The 24411-nt window shown below is 45.8% G+C and carries 21 protein-coding genes and 1 tRNA gene; 9 read left to right on the forward strand and 13 right to left on the reverse strand.

All coding sequences use genetic code 11. From position 1 onward, the window contains the following. Nucleotides 1-59 precede the first annotated feature (59 nt). Nucleotides 60-1916, forward strand: a complete 1857-nt coding sequence (locus WCK19_RS04080) for a glycosyltransferase family 39 protein (RefSeq protein WP_342396088.1) — start codon at nucleotides 60-62, stop codon at nucleotides 1914-1916. 6 nt (nucleotides 1917-1922) lie between these two features. Further along, on the forward strand, nucleotides 1923-2786 hold the full coding sequence (locus WCK19_RS04085; protein ID WP_342396089.1) for a metallophosphoesterase family protein: 864 nt from the start codon (nucleotides 1923-1925) through the stop codon (nucleotides 2784-2786). Here the strand turns inward: WCK19_RS04085 and WCK19_RS04090 are convergent. Then, entirely contained in the window at nucleotides 2783-3151 is a 369-nt protein-coding gene (locus WCK19_RS04090; protein ID WP_342396090.1) for a hypothetical protein, read from the reverse strand. The genes WCK19_RS04085 and WCK19_RS04090 overlap by 4 nt on opposite strands. A 237-nt stretch (nucleotides 3152-3388) precedes the next feature. On the opposite strand from WCK19_RS04090, the gene WCK19_RS04095 reads away from it, so the two are divergent. Next, nucleotides 3389-4159, forward strand: coding sequence for a class I SAM-dependent methyltransferase (locus WCK19_RS04095; RefSeq protein WP_342396091.1), 771 nt, complete (start codon nucleotides 3389-3391; stop codon nucleotides 4157-4159). Between the two features lie 191 nt (nucleotides 4160-4350). Here WCK19_RS04095 and WCK19_RS04100 read toward each other — a convergent pair whose 3' ends face one another. Then, a complete protein-coding gene (locus WCK19_RS04100) occupies nucleotides 4351-7131 on the reverse strand; it encodes a cation-transporting P-type ATPase (RefSeq protein WP_342396092.1) in 2781 nt (926 codons plus the stop codon). 66 nt (nucleotides 7132-7197) lie between these two features. Continuing rightward, complete coding sequence (locus tag WCK19_RS04105; protein ID WP_342396093.1) at nucleotides 7198-9144, reverse strand: prolyl oligopeptidase family serine peptidase; 1947 nt, start codon at nucleotides 9142-9144, stop codon at nucleotides 7198-7200. Between the two features lie 453 nt (nucleotides 9145-9597). Here WCK19_RS04105 and WCK19_RS04110 point away from each other — a divergent pair, with 453 nt between their 5' ends. After that, entirely contained in the window at nucleotides 9598-12699 is a 3102-nt protein-coding gene (locus tag WCK19_RS04110; protein WP_342396094.1) for an alpha-galactosidase, read from the forward strand. A gap of 108 nt (nucleotides 12700-12807) precedes the next feature. Here the strand turns inward: WCK19_RS04110 and WCK19_RS04115 are convergent, their stop codons facing one another. The 9 genes from WCK19_RS04115 to WCK19_RS04155 all read right to left on the reverse strand — a co-directional run bounded on the left by WCK19_RS04115 (nucleotide 12808) and on the right by WCK19_RS04155 (nucleotide 21344). Continuing rightward, the gene (locus WCK19_RS04115) at nucleotides 12808-13668 is read right to left on the reverse strand and encodes a xanthine dehydrogenase family protein subunit M (RefSeq protein WP_342396095.1); all 861 of its coding nucleotides are present in this window, start codon (nucleotides 13666-13668) and stop codon (nucleotides 12808-12810) included. Nucleotides 13669-13680: 12 nt separating this feature from the next. After that, on the reverse strand, nucleotides 13681-16008 hold the full coding sequence (locus WCK19_RS04120; protein WP_342396096.1) for a xanthine dehydrogenase family protein molybdopterin-binding subunit: 2328 nt from the start codon (nucleotides 16006-16008) through the stop codon (nucleotides 13681-13683). Nucleotides 16009-16062: 54 nt separating this feature from the next. Then, complete coding sequence (locus WCK19_RS04125; RefSeq protein ID WP_342396097.1) at nucleotides 16063-16539, reverse strand: (2Fe-2S)-binding protein; 477 nt, start codon at nucleotides 16537-16539, stop codon at nucleotides 16063-16065. Nucleotides 16540-16560: 21 nt separating this feature from the next. Next, complete coding sequence (locus WCK19_RS04130; RefSeq protein WP_342396098.1) at nucleotides 16561-17055, reverse strand: carbon monoxide dehydrogenase subunit G; 495 nt, start codon at nucleotides 17053-17055, stop codon at nucleotides 16561-16563. A gap of 50 nt (nucleotides 17056-17105) precedes the next feature. Next, nucleotides 17106-17573 carry a hypothetical protein gene (locus WCK19_RS04135; RefSeq protein ID WP_342396099.1) on the reverse strand — a complete coding sequence of 156 codons (468 nt, stop codon included), beginning with the start codon at nucleotides 17571-17573 and terminating at the stop codon, nucleotides 17106-17108. 52 nt (nucleotides 17574-17625) lie between these two features. Beyond that, on the reverse strand, nucleotides 17626-18690 hold the full coding sequence (locus WCK19_RS04140) for a hypothetical protein (protein ID WP_342396100.1): 1065 nt from the start codon (nucleotides 18688-18690) through the stop codon (nucleotides 17626-17628). Nucleotides 18691-18883: 193 nt separating this feature from the next. Beyond that, nucleotides 18884-18957 (reverse strand) — tRNA-Pro (locus tag WCK19_RS04145). Nucleotides 18958-19342: 385 nt separating this feature from the next. Next, a complete protein-coding gene (locus WCK19_RS04150; protein WP_342396101.1) occupies nucleotides 19343-19924 on the reverse strand; it encodes a hypothetical protein in 582 nt (193 codons plus the stop codon). Between the two features lie 388 nt (nucleotides 19925-20312). Further along, nucleotides 20313-21344, reverse strand: coding sequence for an alpha/beta hydrolase-fold protein (locus WCK19_RS04155; protein ID WP_342396102.1), 1032 nt, complete (start codon nucleotides 21342-21344; stop codon nucleotides 20313-20315). Between the two features lie 279 nt (nucleotides 21345-21623). Between WCK19_RS04155 and WCK19_RS04160 the strand changes: the two genes are divergently transcribed. Then, a complete protein-coding gene (locus WCK19_RS04160; protein ID WP_342396103.1) occupies nucleotides 21624-22052 on the forward strand; it encodes an OsmC family protein in 429 nt (142 codons plus the stop codon). A 202-nt stretch (nucleotides 22053-22254) separates the two neighbouring features. Continuing rightward, complete coding sequence (locus tag WCK19_RS04165) at nucleotides 22255-22641, forward strand: hypothetical protein (RefSeq protein ID WP_342396104.1); 387 nt, start codon at nucleotides 22255-22257, stop codon at nucleotides 22639-22641. Nucleotides 22642-22679: 38 nt separating this feature from the next. Here the strand turns inward: WCK19_RS04165 and WCK19_RS04170 are convergent, their stop codons facing one another. Then, on the reverse strand, nucleotides 22680-23039 hold the full coding sequence (locus WCK19_RS04170) for a transposase (protein WP_342396105.1): 360 nt from the start codon (nucleotides 23037-23039) through the stop codon (nucleotides 22680-22682). Nucleotides 23040-23207: 168 nt separating this feature from the next. On the opposite strand from WCK19_RS04170, the gene WCK19_RS04175 reads away from it, so the two are divergent. The 3 genes from WCK19_RS04175 to WCK19_RS04185 are packed head-to-tail and all read left to right on the forward strand — an operon-like array spanning nucleotide 23208 to nucleotide 24263. After that, nucleotides 23208-23552: a transposase gene (locus tag WCK19_RS04175; RefSeq protein WP_342396106.1), complete on the forward strand. Its 345-nt coding sequence runs from the start codon at nucleotides 23208-23210 to the stop codon at nucleotides 23550-23552. Then, nucleotides 23494-23964 carry an IS3 family transposase gene (locus WCK19_RS04180; protein ID WP_342396107.1) on the forward strand — a complete coding sequence of 157 codons (471 nt, stop codon included), beginning with the start codon at nucleotides 23494-23496 and terminating at the stop codon, nucleotides 23962-23964. The genes WCK19_RS04175 and WCK19_RS04180 overlap by 59 nt, the downstream gene beginning before the upstream one ends. Then, entirely contained in the window at nucleotides 23961-24263 is a 303-nt protein-coding gene (locus tag WCK19_RS04185) for an integrase core domain-containing protein (protein WP_342396108.1), read from the forward strand. The genes WCK19_RS04180 and WCK19_RS04185 overlap by 4 nt, the downstream gene beginning before the upstream one ends. Nucleotides 24264-24411: the final 148 nt, after the last annotated feature.

Here is a 24411-nt window from a genome sequence, read left to right on the forward strand (position 1 = left end):
GCGTTCTTTCATTTCATAATACTTTGCGTTTTGGTAAATTGCCAAATATAATAGTAAGCATGCAACAGCACTTTATAAACCCTGCCAGCGTCTTGGAGGGACGTAAATTATCAAGCAAATCAGGGCGAATATATGCCCTGAAAAAAGCCATCCCTCTATTTTGGGCTGCTCGCAATACGCTGGGCGTGCTAATGCTGATACCCCTTTACCTGTGGATGCGCTTGCCTAATCTGATGGCGCTTCCGGTTTTCTACGATGAAACAATCTACCTATCTTATGCCCGTGAATATATTCTCGACCCGCAGCGAAATCTGCTGATTTCTGCCGAACGCGATGGCAAACCGCCTCTGTTTGTCTGGGCTTTAAGCTGGGTTTGGAACTGGTTTGACGACCCCTTGACCGGAGCAAGAATGCTATCGGTAATAGGGGGTGGCGTAACTTGCATCTTTATATATCTAATAGGAAAAAGGGTTTTGTCTCCGGTGGCAGGATTTATAGCTACCCTGTTTTACATCCTATGCCCCCTCATGGTATTGCATAACCGATTGGCAGTACATAGCAGTTGGGAGTCGGCAGCAGGGATGGCGGCACTATACTTCGCATGCTCCATCGCAATGCAACCCCGCGCTCTTTACGCTTTGGGATTGGGAGCGGCTCTAGGATTGGGAATGTTTGTAAAACAAACGGCATTGTTTGCGATTGGTCTTGCTCCCCTTGTAGCTTTTATTTTGCATCGCCGACCGGATATATGGGAGCGGTTAAAAAATCCTCAGCTAAGCTTTCTGAGAAAGTTTTCGCTATGGTGGTACCGAATGCGGGTGCGACATCTCCCACAGATAGCCCTCAATTCTGCTATGCAAGCATCTCAACTAATTAATGAAAGAAAAAGCGCGAACTTCTTAAAGGTTGCACGTCTTTACAAAATACGCCTTTTTAAAATGCGGTCGCAAAATTTACGCGGTTTCCTGTATATGGCTTTGATTGGATTTCTAGGAATTGCCATAGCAGGGGCAGCTTATTTACCGCTGCAAACCAGCAAAGATGCCGCCTACTTGAGCAGCACCGATACTAGCTATGCGCTTACGTTTAAAGAGGTTTTAGCCTTCCCTTTGGATTTATGGCATTCAAATTTTAGCCAAACTTGGGAATGGTGGCTAATCTACTACAATATACCGTTATTAGTGCTGGCGCTGGCTGCTTTTGGTTATGCGATTGTACGTCCACGCTGGGGGCATGCTGAACTGGTTTTGATTTGCTGGGCGATTCTTCCTATTATTGCACAAATGATTCTGGCAAGGCAACACTGGTTTTCCCGCTATATAACGCCGTTTGGTCCACCTATGCTTCTATTGGCAGCCTTCGCAATTTATCGGCTGGGGCGATATTTGATTAGGGTAAGCCGCGAAAGAATGGGTTGGTCTGGAGCGGTTGGAGTAGCCTTCGGGATATGTTTGGTTCTAATAACTATCGCACCTTGGGTCAAGCTGGACGACCAAATTATTAATCGCCCGGCTGAGGCACAATTAGCCACTCGTGACCGCTGGCAATACATTGAAGGCTGGCCCAGTGGTTACGGACTAGAAGAATCACTAAATACCCTGCGTGATTTAGCTGCCACCGCCCCGATTTTGATATACATAGATCAGGATAACGTAACCCCTGAAATTTATTATATGACCAAATTAAGCCAACTTAAAGGCTGGGTTTTCTTTGGACGTACTACTGAGGTGAACTGGCTAACTCGCAATTTCAGAGGCGAGCGCAATACTTACTACATTACCACTGTCCAACCCGATGAGATGTTGCGCCCTTATCTTAAACTTGTAAAATCCTTTCCCAAGCCGGGCGGACAATCAAGTATAACTATTTATCACTTTGTCGAACCTGAAAACAAGCCTGAAATTCCATACCAATAACAATTTATGAAAATTGCCGCTATTTCCGATATTCACGCTAACTTGCATGCGCTGGATGCAGTTCTTGAAGATATTTCCATTCAGAACTGTGACAGGTTGATAGTTGCAGGAGATTTCATAGATTGTGGCCCTTTTCCGGCTGAAACAATCCGTAGGTTACGCGCCCTCAATCCTGTAATAATCAGGGGCAATCATGAGGGCTATATATTGGACAATATTTTCAGCGATAAATACGAACACCCTCCCTTTCGCGCCCTCTATGCACCGGGTAAATGGGCGGCAGCGTGTCTTAATACTGAGGAAAAAAATTGGTTAGCCGAACTCCCCACTCGCGTAGAATTAAATTACGGGGAATCCCTAAATGTGCTGGTGGTGCATGGCTCACCGCGCCGGGACAACGAACCAATATATCCGAATATACCGGATGAACTGCTTGAAGAAATGTTTGAAGGCGAAAAGCAACTTCGCCGATTAGTTATAGCAGGTCATACACATCGTCCTACTCTCATACGTTGGCGGGACATGACTATAGTTAATTGCGGGTCGGTTGGCTACCCGATTGATGGCGATACCCGCTCATGCTACGCCATAGCAGAGTGGAATGGGGAGGATTGGGAGGTACAACATAGGAGAGTTGCATATAACCGAAGCGCAGCCCTGAAAGCAATCAAAAAAAATACCAGCCTACATGAGGCTGGTCCAATCATGCGGTTCATCCAATATCTGGTGGAGACTGGCACAACCGCTGGGATGAGCGAATTTGTAAATCGGTATATCAAATCAGGTAATCACCCTACACCACCTGACGATATGGAACACCTCGAACTGGCAGTCATCGACTATCTAGGGCAATTTTATGGCAATTCTTAGAACTCGATGCGCCGTCTGGTATCCTCTAAAGCATCCGCGCCTTTGCTGGCATACAAGCGCAACACCATCACCACAAACACAGTGAGCGCAATTAGTATAATTACCCCTGCTACAGTAAATATCCAGATTGTGGCACTCTCAATTAACAAGATTAGAGTTGCCAACATTGTGAAAATTCCGGCATCGGCGGCAATTAGCCAAGTCAACCCAACACGAAATAAACGTGGGTTAATCATTCCAAAGCTGAAGGAAAGCGCGGCAAAAATAATGCCTAGACCACCTACCCACGCGCCAATCACAGTAATGCTGCTTATTGAACTTACAGCGGTAGGATCAGTCACAAAAGCAGTGTCAAGTACGATCATAAAATTATATCTCCTCGTATCAGGCTTACTTAACCGGATTCTATCTAAGGGATTGTAGCATGTGGAACTACAAGCAGAATATAGCCTAGACTACAATTATAATTCTCACTATTTGTAAATATTTGGTGAAAAATTAAAACAAATATTCATTGACAAACTTGCTACCCAATTGTAGCATGTTAATAATATTTTGGGAGTAACTTGAGATTTTCACCATTTAGCGCTTTAGGATAATGGATGTTTACAAAAATTGAGCAAGCCTACTGGCAGGGAAGCCAGTTTGCCTCCCCGAAACAACCCACTGTTGAGGTTTCGGATAGTTGGCTCAATAGTGAAGGGCAGCAACGCGCCCGTTACAAATTTGCTCGCGAATTAATGCGAGATAATGATGTCCTTGAAATAGGGTGCGGGAGTGGGCATAGTAGTGTCATGCTTCTTAAAAGTGGCGCCCGCAGCGTGACCAGTGTGGATAACTCCCCTGACGCAATCGAAAGCGCCCGTCAGCATTATGCCGCTTCCAACCTACATTACCAGTTAGCCGATTTCCAGAAATTGCCTTTCTCCAAAGCTAGTTTTGATGTTATCGTGGCTTTCGATATTATCGAGCAAGTAACCGACCCGGAGAGGCTTCTCAAAGAATTTCACCGCGTTTTACGCAGAGATGGCACTTTGATAATCTCCAGCCACAACCGACAATGTTTTTCAGATGGATATGCCCATAGACTGTACTTGAGACGAGGGTTTACTCCCCCTGAGTTGATAGAAATACTCTCTCGCCATTTCAAACCACCCTACCAGATTTATGGTCAGTTTGAAATAGAGCAACTTACTAATAGTGGCGGGTCTTTTCATATTCCAACCATAACTGAAGGTTTAAATATCGGAGATGTGAACTGTTCAAGAAAACCATTCCGACAAGGTCACGCATACCTCAGCGAGGATGATTTCGTTTTCAGTGAGCAGACTTTGGAAGAAGCGCCAATCTTGCTGGCTTTGTGCCATAAGTAAAACCAAATAGGATTTGTAACTTGTATTGCTAAAAAGTCATAAAACCTACAACTATAAGGGTCGCAAGGGAGGGGAGGTTCCCTTGAACTTATCTCCCCTTCCTTCTCTATGATTTGCACTCTAAAAACGTTTCTTGTAACTGTCCTGAAATTGCTACATGCCACGCCTTTTCCACAGCTTCAATAGACTGCTCAGGAATTTAGGTTTCGCTTACGCCACCAGAACTTGCGTATTTCATCGGCGAAAAATATCACCGGAGTCCACGCAAATACAAACAGCCAATCAATTATATCTAGTGGAGCGGTATTGAATAGACCCTGCATAAATGGTAAATATACCAACGAAATCAGCAAAACAAGCTCAACCCCTATTCCTATAAGCACCAGTCGGTTCTTGAAAAAACCAATTTTGAAAACAGAGTTGCGTTCGGTGCGGCACACAAAAACCGCGCCTACCTGTGTAGCTACAACCCCCGCCAGAGTCATAGTAGTAGCGAGTCGGTATATTTCGGTTCCTTCGGCTGCCAGCGGAACACCGGGCCAGCCAAACCTCCAGTTCAAAAAGAAATATGCCGACATTGAGGCTATAGATTCGATTAGCCCGTACCACAATAGCGCCCGTGCCAATAACCTTGGATTGAGCAATGGCTCTTTCTGAGAGCGGGGCGGCAATTCCATAACCCCTGTTTCGGGCGGTTCTGTACCTAGACCGATTGCCGGAACCATATCAGTACCGAGGTCAATCGCCAGCACTTGCATTACAGTTAGCGGCAACGGTATAGCCCCTCTCGAAAAAAGCATGGCTACAAAAGGAACTGCTTCCGCCATATTGCTATTAAACACATACATTGCAAATTTGCGGATATTGCTGTAAATGGCACGACCCTCTTCCACCGCATTTACAATCGAGGCAAAATTGTCGTCCGTCAGCACCATATCAGCGGCTTCTTTTGCCACATCTGTGCCGGCTTGACCCATCGCCACCCCGATATGGGCTTTTTTAAGTGCGGGCGCATCATTTACGCCATCGCCTGTAACCGCTACGATATGACCCAATTCCTGAAAAGCAGTAACAATCTTGAGTTTGTGTTCAGGTGTAACACGGGCAAAAATTACCTGCTCATCCTTTAAAATAGCTTTCAGGGCGTCATCGCTCATTCTATCTAGCAGCAAGCCGGTAATTATTTTGAAATCATCACCCGTAATTATACCGAGTTGCTTCGCAATACTGGCGGCAGTCAATTCGTAATCCCCGGTTATCATTACAACCCGAATACCGGCTTTATGGCAGCGTGCAATTGCCTCACCGACTCCCGCTCTTGGTTGGTCGCGCATTGCCACCAGACCGAGAAAAATTAAGTCGCGTTCCACAAGCTCAGGGGTAAAATCCACCGCACTATCAGGCAAAATGCGATATGCCAGCGCTAGTACCCTCAAGCCTTCTCGCGCCAGACTATCGTTTACCTGCATCACCTCAAGGCGTTGGCTCTCGCTTATTGCCGATATTTTTTCTTCCTGCTGGATAAAGTTGCATAGCTCTAGTACCTCGCGGGGAGCGCCTTTAACATAAGCCACCTGCGCCCCACCCTGCCGATTAATGGTACTCATACGCTTGCGGTACGAGTCAAAGGGTAACTCGCGAATACGTGGGTTCTCGGTAGCTTCGGCTTTCAAATCAATCCAACCCTTCAACGCTGCTACTTCCAGCGAAGCTTCGGTGGGGTCGCCCAATTCGCGCCATTTCTGTGAGCCATCATCAGGGGGTAGTAACCGCGCATCATTGCATAAGCTGGCAATCTTCAAACCAAGATGAAGGTCTCCGGTCACTGGAGTATTTACTTTTTGACCATTCTCAACAATATGTCCTTGCGGGGCATAGCCTGTTCCGGTAAACTCATACATGTGTCCCGGCAACCACAGATGTGTAACCGTCATCTCGTTCTGAGTCAGCGTTCCGGTTTTATCGGTGCAGATTACAGTGGTACAGCCAAGCGTTTCCACTGCCGAAAGCCTTTTGACCAGCGCCTTGCGTTTTGCCATACGCTGAACACCCAACGCCAACGCCAACGTAACGGTTGGCAACATTCCTTCCGGCACAAACGCTACAATCATGCCCATCGCAAAGATAAAACTGGTGGCAAGGTCAACTTTAGCTAGAAATATTGCCAGTACAAAAAAGAGAGAGCCAATCCCGGTGGCAAGCATTGTAACAATTTTGGTGACGCGACCTAGTTCGCGCTGGAGCGGGCTTAGCTCATCGGTTACATTTAGTGTGAGATGGGCGATTTTGCCAAATTCAGTTTGCATACCTGTTGCAGTTACAACAGCGGTAGCTCTACCGGAAGCCACACCCGTTCCGGCGAAAATTAGATTCGCAATATCTGCGACTCCTAATTCGGTGTGCAAAGATGCTTCTCTGGTTTTACGAACCTGACGCGACTCACCCGTCAAGGTGGATTGGTCAACCCGAAGGTCAGACTCAGCAATGATACGGGCATCGGCGGAGATATTATCGCCCTCCTCCAGCAAAATCAGGTCGCCCGGAACCAGTTCCTCCGCTAGAATCTTGCTCTCGCTACCCTCTCGAAGCACTCTGGCATAATTGGGCAACATCCGTTTGAGCGCTTCGGTAGCTTTCTCCGCCTTGTATTCCTGCCAAAAACTAAAAACCCCGTTAATCAGGTTGACCGTCCAGATGGCGATTCCAAGTTGAGGGGCATTTGCCAAAAAGCCGACAATACCGCCTGCCCATAGCAAAAGCGCCATTAGGTGGGTAAAATTTGCCAGAAATTTCAAGATAAGGGGAGTTTTATGTCCTTCGCTGAGCGTGTTGCGCCCGAATTTCTCCAGTCGAACTTGCGCTTCAGCCTGTGTTAAGCCCTGCGGTGACGTATTAAAAGCCTTGTAAACCTCGTCAACAGGAAGGAGGGATAACTGAGAACCATCCTTCCTGCTTTCAACAAGAAGCTGCATATAAATCACTTCTCGCCTTTCCAAGTCTTTGGCAATTATTAGCGACAGCCAACGCCCCTGAAAATTCTATAGATTGGCGATTTCAAATGGCTCAATCTGGTCTGCTGCTTCAAAACCAAAAACTTTTGCATAGAAATAAAACTCAGCCTCCAGCGTGCGCTTGATATTCTCAGCCCGCCTGAAACCATGTTGCTCACCCTCAAACGGGATGTAAGCAACCGGAATGCCTTTTTGCTTGACTGCCTCATACATCGTCTCAGCCTGATTTGGTGGCACTACTTTATCTTCAAGTCCCTGAAACAGAATTATTGGGCAACGCAACCCTTCGGTGTGGTATATCGGAGAGCGGGCGTGATACAAATCCAATCGCTCTGGGTATGCGCCGATGAGATTATCCAGATAGCGCGATTCAAATTTATGCGTGTCACGAGCAAGTGCCTCTAAATCGCTGACTCCATAGTAGCTTGCCCCCGCTTTGAAAGTATTTCGGAAGGTTAGGGCGCAAAGTGTGGTATAACCTCCCGCGCTACCGCCCTGAATAGCCAGCCGATTTTCATCAACCAACCCCTGTTGTGCCAGATGCAATGCCCCATTTACGCAATCATCCACATCCACAACACCCCAATTGTCGTTGAGCCGCTCGCGGTATTCGCGCCCATAGCCAGTGCTGCCCCCATAGTTCACATCTAGAATCCCAAATCCTCGACTAGTCCAATAGGCAAAGCTAAGCGAAAGCAACGCGGGCGAAGCGGAAGTAGGTCCCCCATGACTCCTCACCACCAAGGGCGGAAGGGCGCCATCAAGGACGCGAAAATCCTTGTTGGCAGGTGGATAATAAAGGGCGTAAGCGTTAAGCCCACCGTTAGTAGGAAATTCAACCGCATACGGGCTGGAAATATAACCGGAATCTACTTCAAGAGTGGAGGCAAGCTTGTGTACCCGCATTTCACCGCTTGAAAGGTTATACTCAACTACTGCCGTCGTTTTGTTTGAGCCGCCCGCAATCATCAAAACCCGGTTGCCGCTTACCTTAAGATTAGCGATATAATTGTAGGGCTGGATAACCCGCGAAAGGATTTTGCTCTGAAGATCGAGAATGCCAAGATTCCAAAAGCCGTTCTGGGTAAAGGCGCAGACTATGTTCCCATCGGGAGTAAAGCCATAGGTTTGTGTACCGAACACCCACATGGGTCGTCCAAATTCGGCTTCCATCGGATATAGCGGCTCAATCTGTGCATCTTTTACCCGATAGAGATTCCACCATCCGGTGCGGTCTGATACAAAATATAACAAGCCATCCGGCGACCAAGTGGGCTGGTAAATGGACTCTCGCAAACCACCCGCCACCAGTTCAGCCTCGCCTAGCGTACCATCCGGCAACACCGATGCTAACCTAAGTTCGCAACCAACCCACGGCATGTTGGGGTGACTCCACTCTAACCATGCCAACTTTGTACCGTCCGGGCTAAGACGCGAACAAGCATAAAAGTCTTTGCCCGATACCAGCACCTCACCGCCATTCTCGCTGCTCAAGCTTAGGCTTAGGCTCACGATGGTGTTGACAGGTTCATGCCCATCCGCTGTATGGTCTTCGCGAACAGTAATCAAGCGGTTGCGGTGTTGGTCATATATATAATCGGCATAGCGCAAAGCAACCGCAGGGGTAAGCACTTCCGGTACGCCCCCTTCAACCTGACGGTACAAACGTTGGTCGGCAAAGTTTGAGAAGTAGATAACTTCATCATTAATCAGAAATGCGCCGCCGCCGTACTCATGTACGCGAGTGCGTATGTTAAAGGGGGCTAGGGTTAAATCAATTCCATTACCCGAAGCATCAGGTCTAACCAATACAACCCGCCCGCCTTCTTTGGGGCGACCCTCCAGCCAGTAAATATCCGTGCCGTCAAATGCAATATCCACCAGATTAACCGCATCAGAAACAATCATATCGGTGCTTATAGGAGATTTCCAACTGCCATAAGGCGCTATCTGAACCACAAGATTCTCCTTCATAAAATAATTTCTATCTTCAAGACTCGATTATCTCAATTTTAACGCCCTACTCGATTTCCTGATGTTGAAGTTATACACTTTATGCGCCATTTCCAGCGCGGGTAATAGTGTATAACCGTAAAAGCCATGTCCTCCACCAAGTTTGACTAGTATTAATATTTTACCACTATTTGTTAGCATTATAAGCATAACGCCGTAATAGCATCAGGGCTGTTACATAGTCAAAAGCTTGACAAAAATCTGAGGCACCCGCCAGAGGGAAGAGGATAAGTTCAAGGGGACACCCCTTGCAACCGCCCTTCTATACAACTGCCTTAGGCATAAGCCATTATATAGTTGGACTATTCTATTTATTTGATTATAATAAGCCAAACAAGTTAAATGATTGCCTTGAAACTGAGTGTGTAAACAACTTTGTTTGGTGGAAATAATAGATATAAACAGCATAGAAGCGTGAGTTACCGGAGGCGTAAAAACAAACGCCTTTGGCAACTTCTTTTAATGCTCTCAATGCCAGCATTATTAGTCATTCTGGGTTTCTACCTGATGCCGTCTCTAGCTTCAGAGTCACGTGACCGTAGTATGCCCAGAGATACACTAGCTAACGATGCGGGTTATTTAGTACGCGGCACACCTATAGCGCCTGATTCTGCCGGGCGGGGTAATTATCCCACTGCCAGTTATTCCTACGAAATTTTTTATAACCCATGGCAACGGCTTGACGGTCCAATTAATTCCGGCAAAGTGCAAAGAGCCTATACATTTGGTAATAACCCCGGACCTGCTTTTCTCGAACAGTACCATTCCGATAACTCCGATAACCAAAATCTCAAGATGGTGCAATATTGGGAAAAGGGTCGGATGCAACTGGAAAATGACAACACCGCTTCGATTGTAATAGCGCCCCTTGCCTACGAATTAATCAGTGGACAGGTGCGTATGGGCGATAAAGAAACGCTGCAACTTGCCGGATGTAAAACTCCTATTTATGGTGAAGTCAGTAGCGATAACCCTGCTCCTACTTATAAATCTCTTTCTAGTATAACCAGCCTGAAGCCCGGAACTAACCGAGCTGAAAAGCAAGTTGGGCTGATAGCAAATGCAACGTTAAATCAGGTTGGGCAGGTTGGAAGCGGCGCCGACGTATCGTTGGGTTTATATAACGTGAAAAACGTTAATTATGTGGAGCAAACCAGTCATAATATCCCCAATGTTTTCTGGGATTTCCTGAACCGCAGCGGCTCTATTTCTCAGAACGGTGTGAATACCACCGAGCGATTGTATAACTGGTCACAACAGTTTGGAATGCCACTCAGCGAACCTTACTGGATAAAAGCTCTTATCAACCAGCGAAATCAAGATATTCTAATTCAGGTCTTTGAAAACCAAATACTAATCTACAATCCCTCCGTCAAGCCGGAACTTAGAGTTGATACTGCTAATATAGGGCAGCATTACTACGAATGGCGCTATGCCGGAAACGAGTTTGTAAGCGATACAACCCAAAACATCAAAGCGCAAGGGGCATCGCCAACTCCCACAGGGGCAAGGCTGTTAATCGGTAACGAAAGCATAATGCGGATTATAAATATTGAAAATGGGCGCATGAGCCGCAACATGCTGATAAACCGGATAAATGGGCAAGTATATGCCGACTTGAAACCTTTTGTAAATATAAGCGGATTCTCAATTGGTCTAGAGGGGCAAAATCAAGCTGCCTATCAAATAAAAGGTGACGATTTTAGCCTGACCGGGTTTAGTATGCCGGTATGGAGTGATACGGAAAAGGAACTGGTATTAAACGGACAATTTTCATTCCTCGGAGCTACTTTAGAACTTAAGTTACACTACCGGGCGTTAGCCGGACAAGATTTTATTGAAAAATGGGTTGAGCTAACATCAAACGATAAACTGAAAGATTACCGGGTGCGCTCTGCCACAATTGAGGATTCGCAGGTTGAAAAAAGCCTAACGTCGGCAATACCAACACCGGAAGAAGAGACCCTGCCCATGCTTGTTCCGGTTGAAAAAACCAGCAGTGTACCCGCGGGCGCAATCCTCACCGACCTGATGGTACACGAATCGGGCGATGGCGGTCTATATTTCTTCTCTGCTAATCCGTTGGGTGGTGAATATGCCACGAAGCAGGGCATCACCATAATGCAAGAGGATAACCAATCGCTTGGAAGTGGTTTTACCAGTGGTAAAGCAGTGTTAGGAGTATATTCCGGGCGGAAAGAATTGGGCTATAAAAAATTTAGCCAATATCTACAAAATTATTACAGTAAAATTGGCGCAAAATGGCAACCGGTATGGTACAGCACTTGGTATCCCTTTACCACCCAGATAAACCAAGATGTTGTGAACACCCAATTTGAGAAAATCAAGGATTTGGGTTTTTACGATGTCTTGCACCTAGATGCAGGTTGGGAGGGCGGTATGCCACTCGAACCCGACCCACAGAAATTTCCGCAAGGACTAAAGCCCCTAGCAGATAAAACCGCCGCGCTAGGTATGGGTTTGGGTATTTGGATTAATCCTTTCTCAAATGGCTACAGCAAATATGTATATTATACTGATTTGTATCGAACCCATCCTGAATGGCGCTTGAAAGGCACAGAGCAACAGATAGAAGGGAAACTATACACCAGCGGAAAATATGGGGTTAATACCGATTACTATGCCTATGTGAGTAATAAGCTCAAAGACCTTGTTAAAAATTACAATGTCAAGGTTATTTATTGGGACGGCGCAGATTGGAATATCCCCGATTCCGAAGTACCTAACCTAACCGAAGACCAACGCCGGATTGAAAGAATCAAGGGCTTAAAGCGTCTCAGCGCGTTGGCTGATGAACTACGAGCCATACGCCCGGAGCTTGTTATTGTGGCGTGGAATAGCACCGTTAATGTGCATTTATTAGGTGCGGTGGAACAGTTGCAGCTTTCAGACAAATGGGACTTACCGCTCGGTAAAAGCGAACTAACGCGCTTGCAACAATTTTATTCTGCCACTTATCACATGCCCTATTATGCAATTTGGGGTGACTGGTACAGTATTAGCTACCGTGAAAATTCCGATAATAATCTAACGAAAGCTCCGCAGGAACTTATATACGCAGAAGCAAGTATGATTGGGGCAGGCGCGTTTAATGCCGGAGCCAGCCTTGACCTTACTAAAGCCCCACAAGATTTACTGGACTATATCAAGAAGCTTTTTACTTGGCGCAAGAGTTTTGAGCCGTATTTCAAAGTGTATCAGCATATTCTTGATTTCCCATCCGACTCTCAAATTTTTGGGGAGGGTCATATCATTAATGGGAAAGGCTTTATTATTCTCAATAATCCCACCACCAAAGAGGTGCAAACCACGCTACCCTTGAGCGCACCTGAGCTTGAGCTTAACCCCAATCATAGTTATCGACTCTTTGACTGGAGTAGCCTGACAGGAGCGCAGGGAAAGGGAGAAGCAAAACCCGGAGAGGGCGTGCCTATCACCATACCGCCACGCAATGTCAAGATTATCGGTATAGAGATAGAAGGTTGGCCCAACTAATCTTGCCAAAATTTCAGAACTTCTGGTCAAATGATTTTTGCGTAATTCTGAAGGCTATAAAAAAGGACGAACTTTCAAGGTTCGTCCCTTTTTGAATTTTTCGCTATGTTAGCTTGCCAGAGCGGCTTTGATAGCGCGTTTAGCAAACACATCCGCCATCGCCCTGCGATATTCCTGTGAACCATGCAAGTCCGAAAGCGCGTCCACATCAGCGGCGCTTCCGCTACAAGCAGCCTCGATGGTGGCAGCGTCAAGTTTCTTTCCGACTAAAGCATTTTCCACTACTGCGCTACGCATTGGAACCGCTGCCAGACCGCTGAAGCCAATCGCGGCGCTGGTGCAAACTCCATTGCCATCCACCCCGATAATTGCTGCCGCCCCAACCACCGAAAAGTGACTGGCTTTGTTGGCAAGCTTCTTGTAGCTTGTCTTCTTACCCGCCGGAGTAGGGAAGCTAATTTCGGTAAGGATTTCGCTCGGTTCAATGCTAGTGGTCAGAATAGATACGAAGAAATCGCTCAAAGCTACTACCCGCTCACTCTTGCTACTCTTGAGAGTAACGCTGGCATCTAGCGCAAGTAGCACTGCCGGAAGGTCGCTAGAAGGGTCGGCGTGTACCGTGCTGCCGCCGATTGTACCCCAGTTCCGCACCTGAACATCGCCGATAGTGCTGGCGGCTTCCGGTAGGATAGGGGCTTTCTGCTTGAGCAGGTCGCTAGTTTCAAGCGAGTAGTAATTGGTCATTGCGCCGAGTTTAATTCGGCCACCCTCTTCCTTAATGTAAGAAAGCTGGCTACGCAAGCCTTTTATGTCAATCAGTACGCCCGGTTGAGCAAGGCGCAAGCGCATAGCCGGAATAAGGCTATGCCCCCCCGCCAAGATTTTGGCATTATCGCCATGTTCGGAGAGAAGCGAAAGAGCCTCATCCAAAGCGGCGGGAGCAAAATAATCGAATGTGCTGGGTATCATCTATTTTCTCTCCTATTTTCCGTGGATTACGCGCCACAGCTTCTCAGGGCGCAACGGCATATCTATATCTTTTACACCGGTATTAATCAAAGCATCCATTAGCGCATTCACCACGCAAGGAGTGCTGGCGATAGTACCAGCTTCTCCTACGCCTTTTACTCCCATCGGATTCACCGGGCTAGGGGTACAAGTGCTACCGAGTTCAAAGTGCGGCAATTCGACAGCGTTAGGTACAGTGTAATCCATCAAAGTACCAGTTACCAACTGACCATCGCTATCATATACTATTTCCTCATACAGAGCTTGCGCGATACCTTGCGCTAGTCCGCCATGCACCTGTCCTTCCACCAACATGGGGTTGATTTGGTTGCCGACATCGTCCACTGCCACATACTTGAGGAATTTTACTTCTCCAGTATCAGCTTCCACTTCTATTGCACAAATGTGTGTACCGAAGGGGAAAGTAAAGTTGCCGGGTTCAAAAAAGCGGGTGGACTCCAGACCCGGCTCAATACCATCGAACGGGTTCACGTAGGCGCGGAATACCACTTCCTGAATCGTCACGCTTTTGCCGCCAGCAGCGCCCTTTACTGTATATTTACCGGCATCGAATACAACATCTTCCTCGCTGGCTTCCAGCATAGAAGCGGCTATTTTGTTAGCTTTTTCTTTAACGGTTTCGATTGCCAACGATAGCGCTGCACCACCAACCGCAGTACCACGACTACCGTAGGTTCCTAAACCATAGGATGTATTGCTTGTGTCACCGTGCTTAACGATAACGTCGTTATAATCCAGCCCGAACTCAGTTGCGACCATCTGGGCAAAGCTTGTTTCCTGCCCTTGACCATGCGGGGATGCGCCGCTGAATACAGTGGCTTTTCCGGTTTTCTCAAAACGCAGGGTAGCAGACTCCCATCCGCCTCCGGTGAACATTCCCTTGCTAGGACCCATTCCACAGACTTCAGAATAGCTGCTCATGCCAATACCAACATAACGACCTTGTGCGCGAGCATCTGCCGCCATTTTCTGCATATTGGCATAATCAAACATTTCCAACGCTTTGTCCAGCGCAATATCATAATCGCCGCTATCATAGGTAAGCCCAACTGGAGTAGCAAAGGGGAATTTATCTTTAGCGATAAAATTTTTGCGGCGGATTTCTGCTTGATCCATACCTATTTCATTCGCCAACAAATTGACGATACGCTCAATGAAATAGGTTGCTTCCGGGCGACCAGCACCTCGATACGCATCCGTTGAAACCTTGTTGGTCAAAACGTTGTAAACCTTGAAATAAGCGGCTGGTATATCGTAAGCGCCGGTTGCCATCAAGCCGGTGAGAGCGGAAATACAGGCAGTTAGCACCTGATAATATGCGCCTATATCTTGATAAGCGGTAATATCAATTCCGAGAATCGTACCGTCTTTATTGGCAGCGATACGCACATAATCAATTTGTCCGCGCCCATGAATCATGGAAGCTAGAGATTCGCTGCGAGTTTCGCTCCATTTTACCGGACGACCTAGTTTGCGAGCGGCATAGGCACAAACCAATTCTTCGGGGTAGTAATTAAGTTTTGCGCCAAAACCTCCGCCCACTTCCGGCGCAACCACACGCACCTGATGTTCGGGAATGCTCAAGGTTAATGCTAAGAAAGTTCTGGTATAGTGCGGAATCTGGGTGCTGGTATAGAGGGTAAGCGCATCCTCGCCTTTTTGCCAGACCGCTACACAACCTCGCCCTTCCATTGGGCTTGGGGCAAGGCGCTGGTTGTTAAAGCGCTGCTCAACGATTACTTCCGCATTGGCAAAAGCCTCTTTAGTCTTGGCAGCATCGCCAAATTCGAGAGTCGCGCCTATATTGTTGGGAATGCCATCATGTACCAGCACGGGTAAGCCCTTCGCCGCTTCTTCAACATCAACTACTGCCGGAAGTTCTTCATATTCCACGTTGATAAGTTCGGAAGCATCACGAGCAGTAGCGCGGTCATCGGCAATTACCACCGCTACTATTTCACCGACATAGCGAACTTTATCACTGGTAATGGCAGAGTGGGGTGGAATTATGCAATTAGCTCCAAACGGCACTGCAACCATCTCCCCCGCTTTACCCTTCAAATCTTCGCCTGTTAACACCGCCAGAACACCGGGGTGCTTTTTAGCGGCAGAGGTATCAATGTTCTTGATACGGGCATGCGCGTAATCGCTACGTAAGAAGTGAGCATAGGACATATTTACAAACTTGAAATCATCGGTATAACTGGCATTACCGGTGATGAGGCGGGGGTCTTCTCGGCGCTTAATGCGTGCGCCGACCATACCGGAAATAGCTCCCATATATATTTATAACCTCCTCGTTATTTTGAAAACAGGTTTTACTACGATGTTACTTTAGGCTTTGGCGGTGGAATTTTTAGCAGCATGCTGCACTGCTTTTACAATATTCTGGTAGCCGGTGCAGCGACACAGGTTACCTTCGATACCCTTGCGGATTTCCTCTTCAGAGGGGTCAGGATTGCGTTGTAAAAGCTGTTCGCTGGATAGAATCATACCCGGTGTGCAATAACCGCATTGCAAGCCGTGTTCTTCCCAGAAACCTTCCTGAAGAGGATGTAGTTTCCCATCTTCAGCCAAACCTTCAATGGTGGTAATTTCCCCACCATCGGCTTGAACCGCAAAGGCAGTACAGCTTTTTATGCTATTACCGTTTAGAAGAACTGTGCATGCGCCACATTGGCTGGTATCGCAGCCGATATGGGTTCCGGTCAATGCTAACTCCTCTCGCAAAAAGTGAACCAACAAAGTGCGTGGTTCAACGTCACGAGTATAAGTAGTCCCGTTTACGGTCAATGTAATAGTCCTCTTCACGAGTTTTACTCCTCTTACTAACTAAGATTGAATACCAGGATTTACTGCTTCTTTATTAAGCGTATCTTGATTGTAAGGTTGCTTTTCGATACTTTTAAAAAAGTTTCCGATTAGCAATTTGGCGAGTGGCGAGAGCATGCGCGTTCCAATATCGGCAAGTTTCCCACCTATATGCACCACCCCTTTGTATTTAACTAAGGTGTAGAGCTTATTGCCTGCGTCAAATTCCTCAAAATCAAAAACAGCCTGCCCATTGAGGTGGCTATGCGTGCCGCCACCTTCTATTGATAAAATGTAGTGGAAAGGTTTTTGAACTTCGGTAAGGCGAAGTATTCCGTTGTAGGTTCCTTTAATAGAAGCAACCCCTATTTTCAAGGTGGCTTCATATTCTTCAGGGGAAATTTGAAGCAGTTTTTCGCAACCGGGCAGAGCTTTCTCCAGAATTTCTCTGTCCATAATCTTGCTCCAAACAAGCTCAGGAGGCGCTTTTAATTTATAATCGCCGTTGATTTCCACCTGATAAAACCCTCTAAAGCATTTGATGGGTTATTTTGTAAAAAACAGAATTAATGATGAACGGCAATCTCCAGACGTGCCAAGATTTCTTCAAATGCTTCTTTAATTTTTTGCTTAAAACCTTCAAAGGCAGCATTAAAGAGGGGATTACCAGCATCCATGTTGAGCCGATAGTTGAGAATAGTTCTAGTGCCTTCAGGATGGCTATCTGTGCCTTCTTCCGGCATAACTTCGTTCGGGTGTTTTAGCTCGAAGGTTCCTTCAACTGTTTTAACCAGCTTATTCTCAACATTAAAATTGCTACTATGATTGTGAATTATATCATTGAATATAAGTTGGGCATCATGCAACCCTTTTAATATTGCAAAGTCCACCATAACTGCGACATCGTATAGGGCTTCGCCAACTTGCTCGAATTTTTCTGCTTGAACCGCATTTTTCCATACTTCCGCGCTAAAAAGTGATTTCCACACTTCTTCGCGGTCAATTTTCATAGGAACGTTACCGTTGATTTCCATAACCGTAGTTCTTTTTGGTATTTAATTACCATGATTAGTATTAATTAAACCACTATTTGCGCCCGTAATCAGGGAAGCGAAAAGCCATTTCGCGGATAAACAACCCGCCATGACCCATCTGTGCAATATCTCGGTTAGTTAACCGTTCTCCGGCACAAAATCGAGCCAGAAACAAATCACCTAGTGTAGTCTCCGAGAACATGCCACAGCTTGCCAGACCAAATATTGCCATTTCATCCCAGTAAGCCAGCCAAAATAGTGTTCCGGGATGGGCGGGCGCTCCTTGACGTTCCATCCGCGCCCCCACTTCTTGCAAAGCGCCAAAGATGGGGTCGAGCGGGTCGGAAGAATGACCACCCACATGTAATACCAGTTCTGCCCCTTGCTGCTTAAATGCCCTGAGTCTTTCCGCTAATTCGGATTGGTGATTTTGCACTTGCTGTACACCCAAGTTTTCTGCCCCAAACCAATCTAATTTGCCTCGGACAGAATCTACAAAGCGTTTTTGCACCGATTCTTTAAGAATTTCCCGGTAAATTACCCCGATTTTTCGTGGCAAGAAGGGTTTTACATCAATAATTGGCGCACCTTCACAAAGTTGTGCCGCTGCTTGCAATTGCACTTTGGGATAAACCAGCGAAGTAACTTTAGCACCCGCTACCTCTCTCCCGACTTCAATTGCCATATGATTGTAAAGGGTAAAAACTGCTACTCCGGGCAGTTCATTCAAGCGTTCCAGTCTATCCAAATCAATACTCAGCAACCCACGTACTTTAGCCAGCAAATTATAGCGGCTTTCACGCGGACCGGATAGTTCGACTCCTATACCTGCCACCATTTGTGCAAGCGCCAAGGCTGCTGCATCTTCGCTGACATCGCCTACTCCCGGTACAATTAGGTGCAGTTCGTAGCCTTTTGGGGCATTAGTTGTCAGACTCATTATTGCTGCTCTGGTTTCAGCATTATCCGATAATATTTGACCCTTGCGGAAAAGATAACCACTACCTTTACCGAAATCAGGAATATTAGCAGCCACAACTTTATTTTGCAGTTCAGGCAAAACAAGTTCAAGAGGGACAGCATCTATAAGCTCAAGCTGCAAAGTAATTACTTCCAATTTCCCGCCTATCTTCGCCGGTAAATTGTCATGCTATTTAAAAAACAGATGGATTCATTTGCTTGATTGGTTCTCTCCGTTAACTACTTGTGGTCAGGATAGTAGCAGATGTATGTCGATTTGTAAAGCTAAATGCGATTAGCAAGCTCTAAAAAGCATCCAATAATGGCAGAAGCTATATAAAATAAAAAGGTCGGGGCGAGAGGATTCGAACCTCCGACTTCTTGCTCCCAAAGCAAGCACTCTACCGGGCTGAGCTACGCCCCGAATATTCGGTTCGCTTAGGATAATGCAACCTGCCACAAAAGTCAAGGTGACTGAAATAATGGGGTGTGGCAAGAATTTTTGTAACCATTCACAGGAGGTGTTTTTCTTGTGGTATCAAGTATAGAACAACCACAACATATTGATTTAATTAGGTTGCACCAAATCTTATTTTTGGTTAGCTATACAACATATGGTATGCTTTTCCCTAAACCATACAACTTTTCCGGACCCCGTGAACGGTTACGGATTTTTGCAAAGGGAAAAGTAGTAGCCTTGCCGATGGTCATTCTACGCCAGGGATGATGAGCAGCAGGTTTGTATAAGGCTTTGCTCACCTTTCGCATTTCAACTGTTCGGGCAGTATCGTTACCAGAATTTAGCACAGCTAAAGAGGTCTTTGGGGCTGGTAACACTGGACCTTCCAAATGCTCTGGCATTGGTGGATTTCCAGTGTGACCGCTTCCTCAAACTCTCGAACCCCTGCCATACGGGAAAAGTAGCTTAAGGCTCTGCTATGTACTACCGCTTCCCCTCCCTCCATTACCCCTTCTTCCACTTCACCCAGCACTAGCATTTTTACTTCTCGCCATTCCCCTTTGGTTAGTTGTACAAAGGCTCCATCCACACTCATTAGTGCCTTGCTTACTCCAGCAGGACTGGCTGGCATTTCTTTTTGTAGCGCGACCACTTGCGCCATTTGCGCTGCCTGGCAAGCCGCTCCACTGACCTCGCTTAACCGTCGTACTGTCGCTTCCCCTACTAAAGTTCCCGTAAAAAAGACTAGTTGTTGCCGTGCTTTTTCAAAGGGCATCCAACTGCCTAAGCGCACCATTCCTTCTTCTATAACTGGGGTGAAAGCGTGGTGGGTCAGCAAGCCTAATTCCTTATCTAGGGGGAAAAACCCCTCACCACAACTAGGGCATGTCCCATAACTCCGATGTAAATGCACCTCTTGGTTATGTTGCATAACTAATTTGCGCTGCTGCTGTCCTCGTGATACTAATTTTGTGCCACACTCTGGGCATAAACTTGCTTCTTGGGATTGTAAGAACTTGGTTGCCTCATTCGCTAGGACCATATCCTGTATTAGTTTCGCTCTGGTTACTGCCCACCGCTCATCCAATACCTTCACCCGCTCAAATGCAGGGGAAATGTGTTTGGACAAAAGCGATTCTGCATTGGTAAGATTTAAGTTCTGAAGCGTAAAGAGAGCCAAATAGGGCTATATAAAGTTGTGCTAGAGTGCGGATTGGGATAGCCAGATATCCTTTTTCTCATTTAACGTTTTGCCATAGCCTTTCGGTGAAGACGTTATCGAGCTTTTTTTTCTAGCTTGGTCGTTCTTATCCCATAATTTAGCGGAGGTTTTGATAAACACCAAAGGCATTGGCGTAAAAGTTCAGGTAATACTTGACATGCGCTATCCAATATTCGCCGCCGTGATTGCCATTCCAAATATGCCACTCAAGGTTAGCATTGCGTGAGATTAATAAATCGCGTAATTCTTCAAAACGAGGTCGCCACTCGGTATCAGAGTTTCCAATATCGAGGAAGATTTTATAATCGGATATATTTTTGGTTTGTACCAACGATACAGGGTCAACACTAGGATAATAATTGGGGTCATTGAAAAAATCTAAAGCCTGCCCCAATGTCCGAAGAGTCGGGCTATGTGCGCCAACAATTCCGAAAACGTCAGGATTATTCAAAGCAATCTGAAGCGAACCATGACCGCCCATTGAGTGTCCGCCGATTGCGCGATTTTGAGGGGTTGCCTGAGTGCGATAGTGGGTATCAACATTCTGTACCACCTCTTGAACCATATAATCACCCCAACGTAGCCCATTATTTTGCTGGTTCATCCAGTAACTCTTTTCCCCAAGCGGTAAAACAATGATAAAAGGGTTTAATTGCCGCGCCTGTATCATGTCATCGGCGACAGGTAGCAAACCGTAGTCCACCCATTCCTGATATGTGCCTGAAAGACCATGTAGCATATAAAGTACAGGGTACCGACGGTTGGGATATTGGAAGTAATCCAGCGGCAGATAAATCCGGTAGCTCATCTGTTTGCTCAAAATTGCACTGTAGAAATACTGATCCCACACCTCACCACGATTATTGCCCCACTCAAATGGAACTGCATAAGAGAGCAGCGTAATATCAGGATTAGCAACCGCAATAGTTGTTATAGCTAATGGGATGTTGCGAAACGCCACCGGGGTACTAATATTTTGAAGACTCGCTTGAGTCGTGTTTTTAGGTATTAATATCTCATCTAGTTGTGACTCGGTTATAGGAGCAGCAACTTTGTCAGAGCAAGAAGCTAAAATCAACAGTGAGATTATTATTAATAGTAATATGCCAATAGTAATAGTCTTTTTCATAAGCAGAAATATCCTGAAAATAATAGTCTAAAATATTATCTTCTAATAGTATTAAAACCCCATATTGTTAAATGTAAGTAAACTGGATGTAAGATTCTCTACTTTATTACAATAGAAGTGCAAATTTCTTATAATTACTCCGACACTTTATAATAACCATCAAATGGGTTCCACACTCGAAATAAAAGTTAAAAGGCAAATTATTGGACTATGTATGCTTAGATAGGATAAACTAAAGGCTCTGAACAACAGACTTTTACAAGATAAGGAGAAATAATAATGGCAATTAGAAAAGCAAGCGCTACATGGGAAGGCAACCTGAAAGATGGCAAAGGCACTTTGAAAGTGGGAAGTGGAGCCTTTGAAGGACCTTTTACCTTCATTTCCCGGTTTGAAAGCAGCGGAGATACAAACCCTGAAGAGCTATTAGGTGCAGCCGAAGCCGGATGTTACTCGATGGCACTGGCGCATGGTCTCAGCCAAGCGGGGCATACTCCCAAAAGCGTTCGCACCGAAGCTAAAGTGAATCTGGCATTGGTGGAGGGCGGTTTCAAGATTACCACTATTGAATTAACAACCGAAGCAGAAGTACCCGGATTGGATAATAGCACTTTCCAAGAATTTGCCGAAAATACGCGCAAAACTTGTATTGTTTCAAGAGCGCTCGCAGGAGTCGAAATTCTGCTGGAAGCCAAGTTGGTAGGATAAATATAATCAGTAACTTACAAAACATGTTTTTTTACAATAACATGTTAAGCTTGTTATGATTATGCTTTTACGAAGTATTAGTGCGCTGACCTGTTACAGCAATTAAGAAAACGTTCCGATTTTTCAAAAAACGGGTGTAATAATTACGCAGTGCCCGTTTTTTGAATATTAAAGTGATATTCTAAAATCGAGGAATTATCCTATGGACGAGGCACAAGTTAATCAAATAAGTACAATGTTAGTTGAAATAACTCCTGACCTGATTGAAGACCTGTACCAATCTATGCTCAATGAACCTTCTATTTACAAGCGGTACACGCCTGTAGAAATACGTTCTTTCTCTATTGAAGGAGTTAACAGTTTCCGAGATGTGTTGATTAGCTCTTTGCAAGTAGGGTTGCCCTTCCTCGTGAACTCAGAATTGGGCTGGTTACAAAAACTGTTGGCAGCTCGCAAAATTGAAGGAGACAGGGTGCATATTTTCCTCGAACTGATTCGAAACAGAATTAAAACCAACCACTATGATTTGGAGGTTACTAATACTATAAGTCAAATACTAGAGGAAATGGAAGCGCAAGTAAAAAAGTAGCTATTTAATCGTAACCGTTCACGGGGCTATTTCTAGGTTCAAGCTTGGACTAAACTAGAAGCAGGCAGACCAAACCATTTAACCCGAAGAGCTTGGGTCACAAATTCAATCAAATCTCGCTCTTGCTGCTTGAGGGTGGCTGCCACCGTCAACATTCGCTCCACAAACCGCAAACCATCTTCACTCTGAGACCCAAAACAAGTCTTTCGCCAAATTACCGCAGGTTGCAAAGCTCTTTCGGCGGCATTATTGGTCGGTTCCACCCCGACCTCTTCGCTAAATACCCACAAACTGGATTCGGCTTTGTTTAGCTCTTTGCACAAACTCTTTACCGCCCTATCAGGGTGCGTTTCTCCTTCTTTTAAGAGTTCTTTGAAGTCAGCACTAATTGACCCCAAGGGTATGAATTCAGAGATACAGTAAAGAAAATTGGAAAAAAGTTGGGCTGCAAATATGATAAGCTAAAAATATGAGCGAAGCCGAAAATGCCAGTTTAAGAGCCCAGTATAGTGAACCAGAAAATTTAGACAAAAAATAGTGCTTGGGTAAGGTGTATACTAAAAGGTATGACAACACCAAGAAAAAAGTATTCACCAGCGTTTAAATCCGAAATCGTACAGGCAGTGCTGGAGGGAAACAAAACTCTCACCCAGATCGCCGCTGAACAGGGCAGCCATCCTAATGTGATTACTAAATGGAAAAGTGCCGCACTCACAAAAATGCCCGATACTTTCGATGAAAAGGCTCAAAAACAACTTAAGACTTTGCTAGAACAACACGAAAAAGAAAAAGAACAACTTTACGCCGAAATAGACCGCCTGACTACTCAACTCAGGTGGTTAGAAAAAAAAAGTGGAACAGGCTTTGCCCAGATCGGTCAGATTGGGACTAATCGAACGCGACAAGTCTGAATTAACGCTATCCCGTCAAAGTGAGTTGTTAGAAATTAGTCGCGCTAGTTTGTATTACCGTCCGACTGAACCTTCAGAGCGAGAAATCAGGCTTAAGCATCGGATTGATGAAATTTACCCTGGTTACCCTTTTTACGGTTATCGGCGGGTTCATCAGCAGTTAATTCGAGAAGGTCATCAGCTCAATCGTAAAACAGTGCAACGTTATATGCGAGAAATGGGGCTCGAAGCCATTTATCCCGGTCATAATCTCTCTAAACGAGAACACCAACACCGAGTTTATCCCTACCTGTTGCGGAATTTGTCCATAACCAGAACAGGGGAGGTATGCGGAACAGACATTACTTATATAAGACTTAAACAGGGTTGGCTCTATAACGAGCGTTGGTACAGGCAAAACCTGAGATTTTGAACAGCGACCAAAGCAGTCATTTCACCAGTCCCCAGTACCCTGAAATGGTGTTGGAAGCAGGTGTCAAAATCAGTATGGACGGGCGTGGCAGTGCTCTCGATAACGTTTTTACCGAAAGGCTGTGGCACTCATTAAAATACGAATGTGTCTATTTAGCCGACTTCGAAAGCCCTAAAGAAGCCCGAGCGGGGATTGCCGAATATTTCAATTTCTACAATCACAAGCGGCTTCATCAGGCTTTGGATTATCGGACACCGGCAGAGGTTTATTTCGTTACTACTACGCCTGTGCTTATATAAAGAACTAATTACAAGACTGCTAATTGTGCTAGTGAAAGTGAGGTTACACTCCTTAGCCATCCCTTTCTTCCTGTCTTGACTTTCTGGGTCACTTCATCGGGTTAAACCTTCAGCCTATAAATCCTGAAATCACTGAGGGGTGGTCAAG

The organism is Candidatus Chlorohelix sp. (genome assembly GCF_037138995.1).
Classification (GTDB): domain Bacteria; phylum Chloroflexota; class Chloroflexia; order Chloroheliales; family Chloroheliaceae; genus Chlorohelix.

Coding starts and splice junctions, on each gene's coding strand:
- WCK19_RS04160 (WP_342396103.1), top strand. CDS start 21,624: ATGGCAATTAGAAAAGCAAGCGCTACATGGGAAGGCAACCTGAAAGAT.
- WCK19_RS04080 (WP_342396088.1), top strand. CDS start 60: ATGCAACAGCACTTTATAAACCCTGCCAGCGTCTTGGAGGGACGTAAA.
- WCK19_RS04115 (WP_342396095.1), bottom strand. CDS start 13,668: ATGATACCCAGCACATTCGATTATTTTGCTCCCGCCGCTTTGGATGAG.
- WCK19_RS04165 (WP_342396104.1), top strand. CDS start 22,255: ATGGACGAGGCACAAGTTAATCAAATAAGTACAATGTTAGTTGAAATA.
- WCK19_RS04100 (WP_342396092.1), bottom strand. CDS start 7,131: ATGCAGCTTCTTGTTGAAAGCAGGAAGGATGGTTCTCAGTTATCCCTC.
- WCK19_RS04095 (WP_342396091.1), top strand. CDS start 3,389: ATGTTTACAAAAATTGAGCAAGCCTACTGGCAGGGAAGCCAGTTTGCC.
- WCK19_RS04150 (WP_342396101.1), bottom strand. CDS start 19,924: ATGCAACATAACCAAGAGGTGCATTTACATCGGAGTTATGGGACATGC.
- WCK19_RS04105 (WP_342396093.1), bottom strand. CDS start 9,144: ATGAAGGAGAATCTTGTGGTTCAGATAGCGCCTTATGGCAGTTGGAAA.
- WCK19_RS04175 (WP_342396106.1), top strand. CDS start 23,208: ATGACAACACCAAGAAAAAAGTATTCACCAGCGTTTAAATCCGAAATC.
- WCK19_RS04090 (WP_342396090.1), bottom strand. CDS start 3,151: ATGATCGTACTTGACACTGCTTTTGTGACTGATCCTACCGCTGTAAGT.
- WCK19_RS04120 (WP_342396096.1), bottom strand. CDS start 16,008: ATGGGAGCTATTTCCGGTATGGTCGGCGCACGCATTAAGCGCCGAGAA.
- WCK19_RS04085 (WP_342396089.1), top strand. CDS start 1,923: ATGAAAATTGCCGCTATTTCCGATATTCACGCTAACTTGCATGCGCTG.
- WCK19_RS04135 (WP_342396099.1), bottom strand. CDS start 17,573: ATGGAAATCAACGGTAACGTTCCTATGAAAATTGACCGCGAAGAAGTG.
- WCK19_RS04155 (WP_342396102.1), bottom strand. CDS start 21,344: ATGAAAAAGACTATTACTATTGGCATATTACTATTAATAATAATCTCA.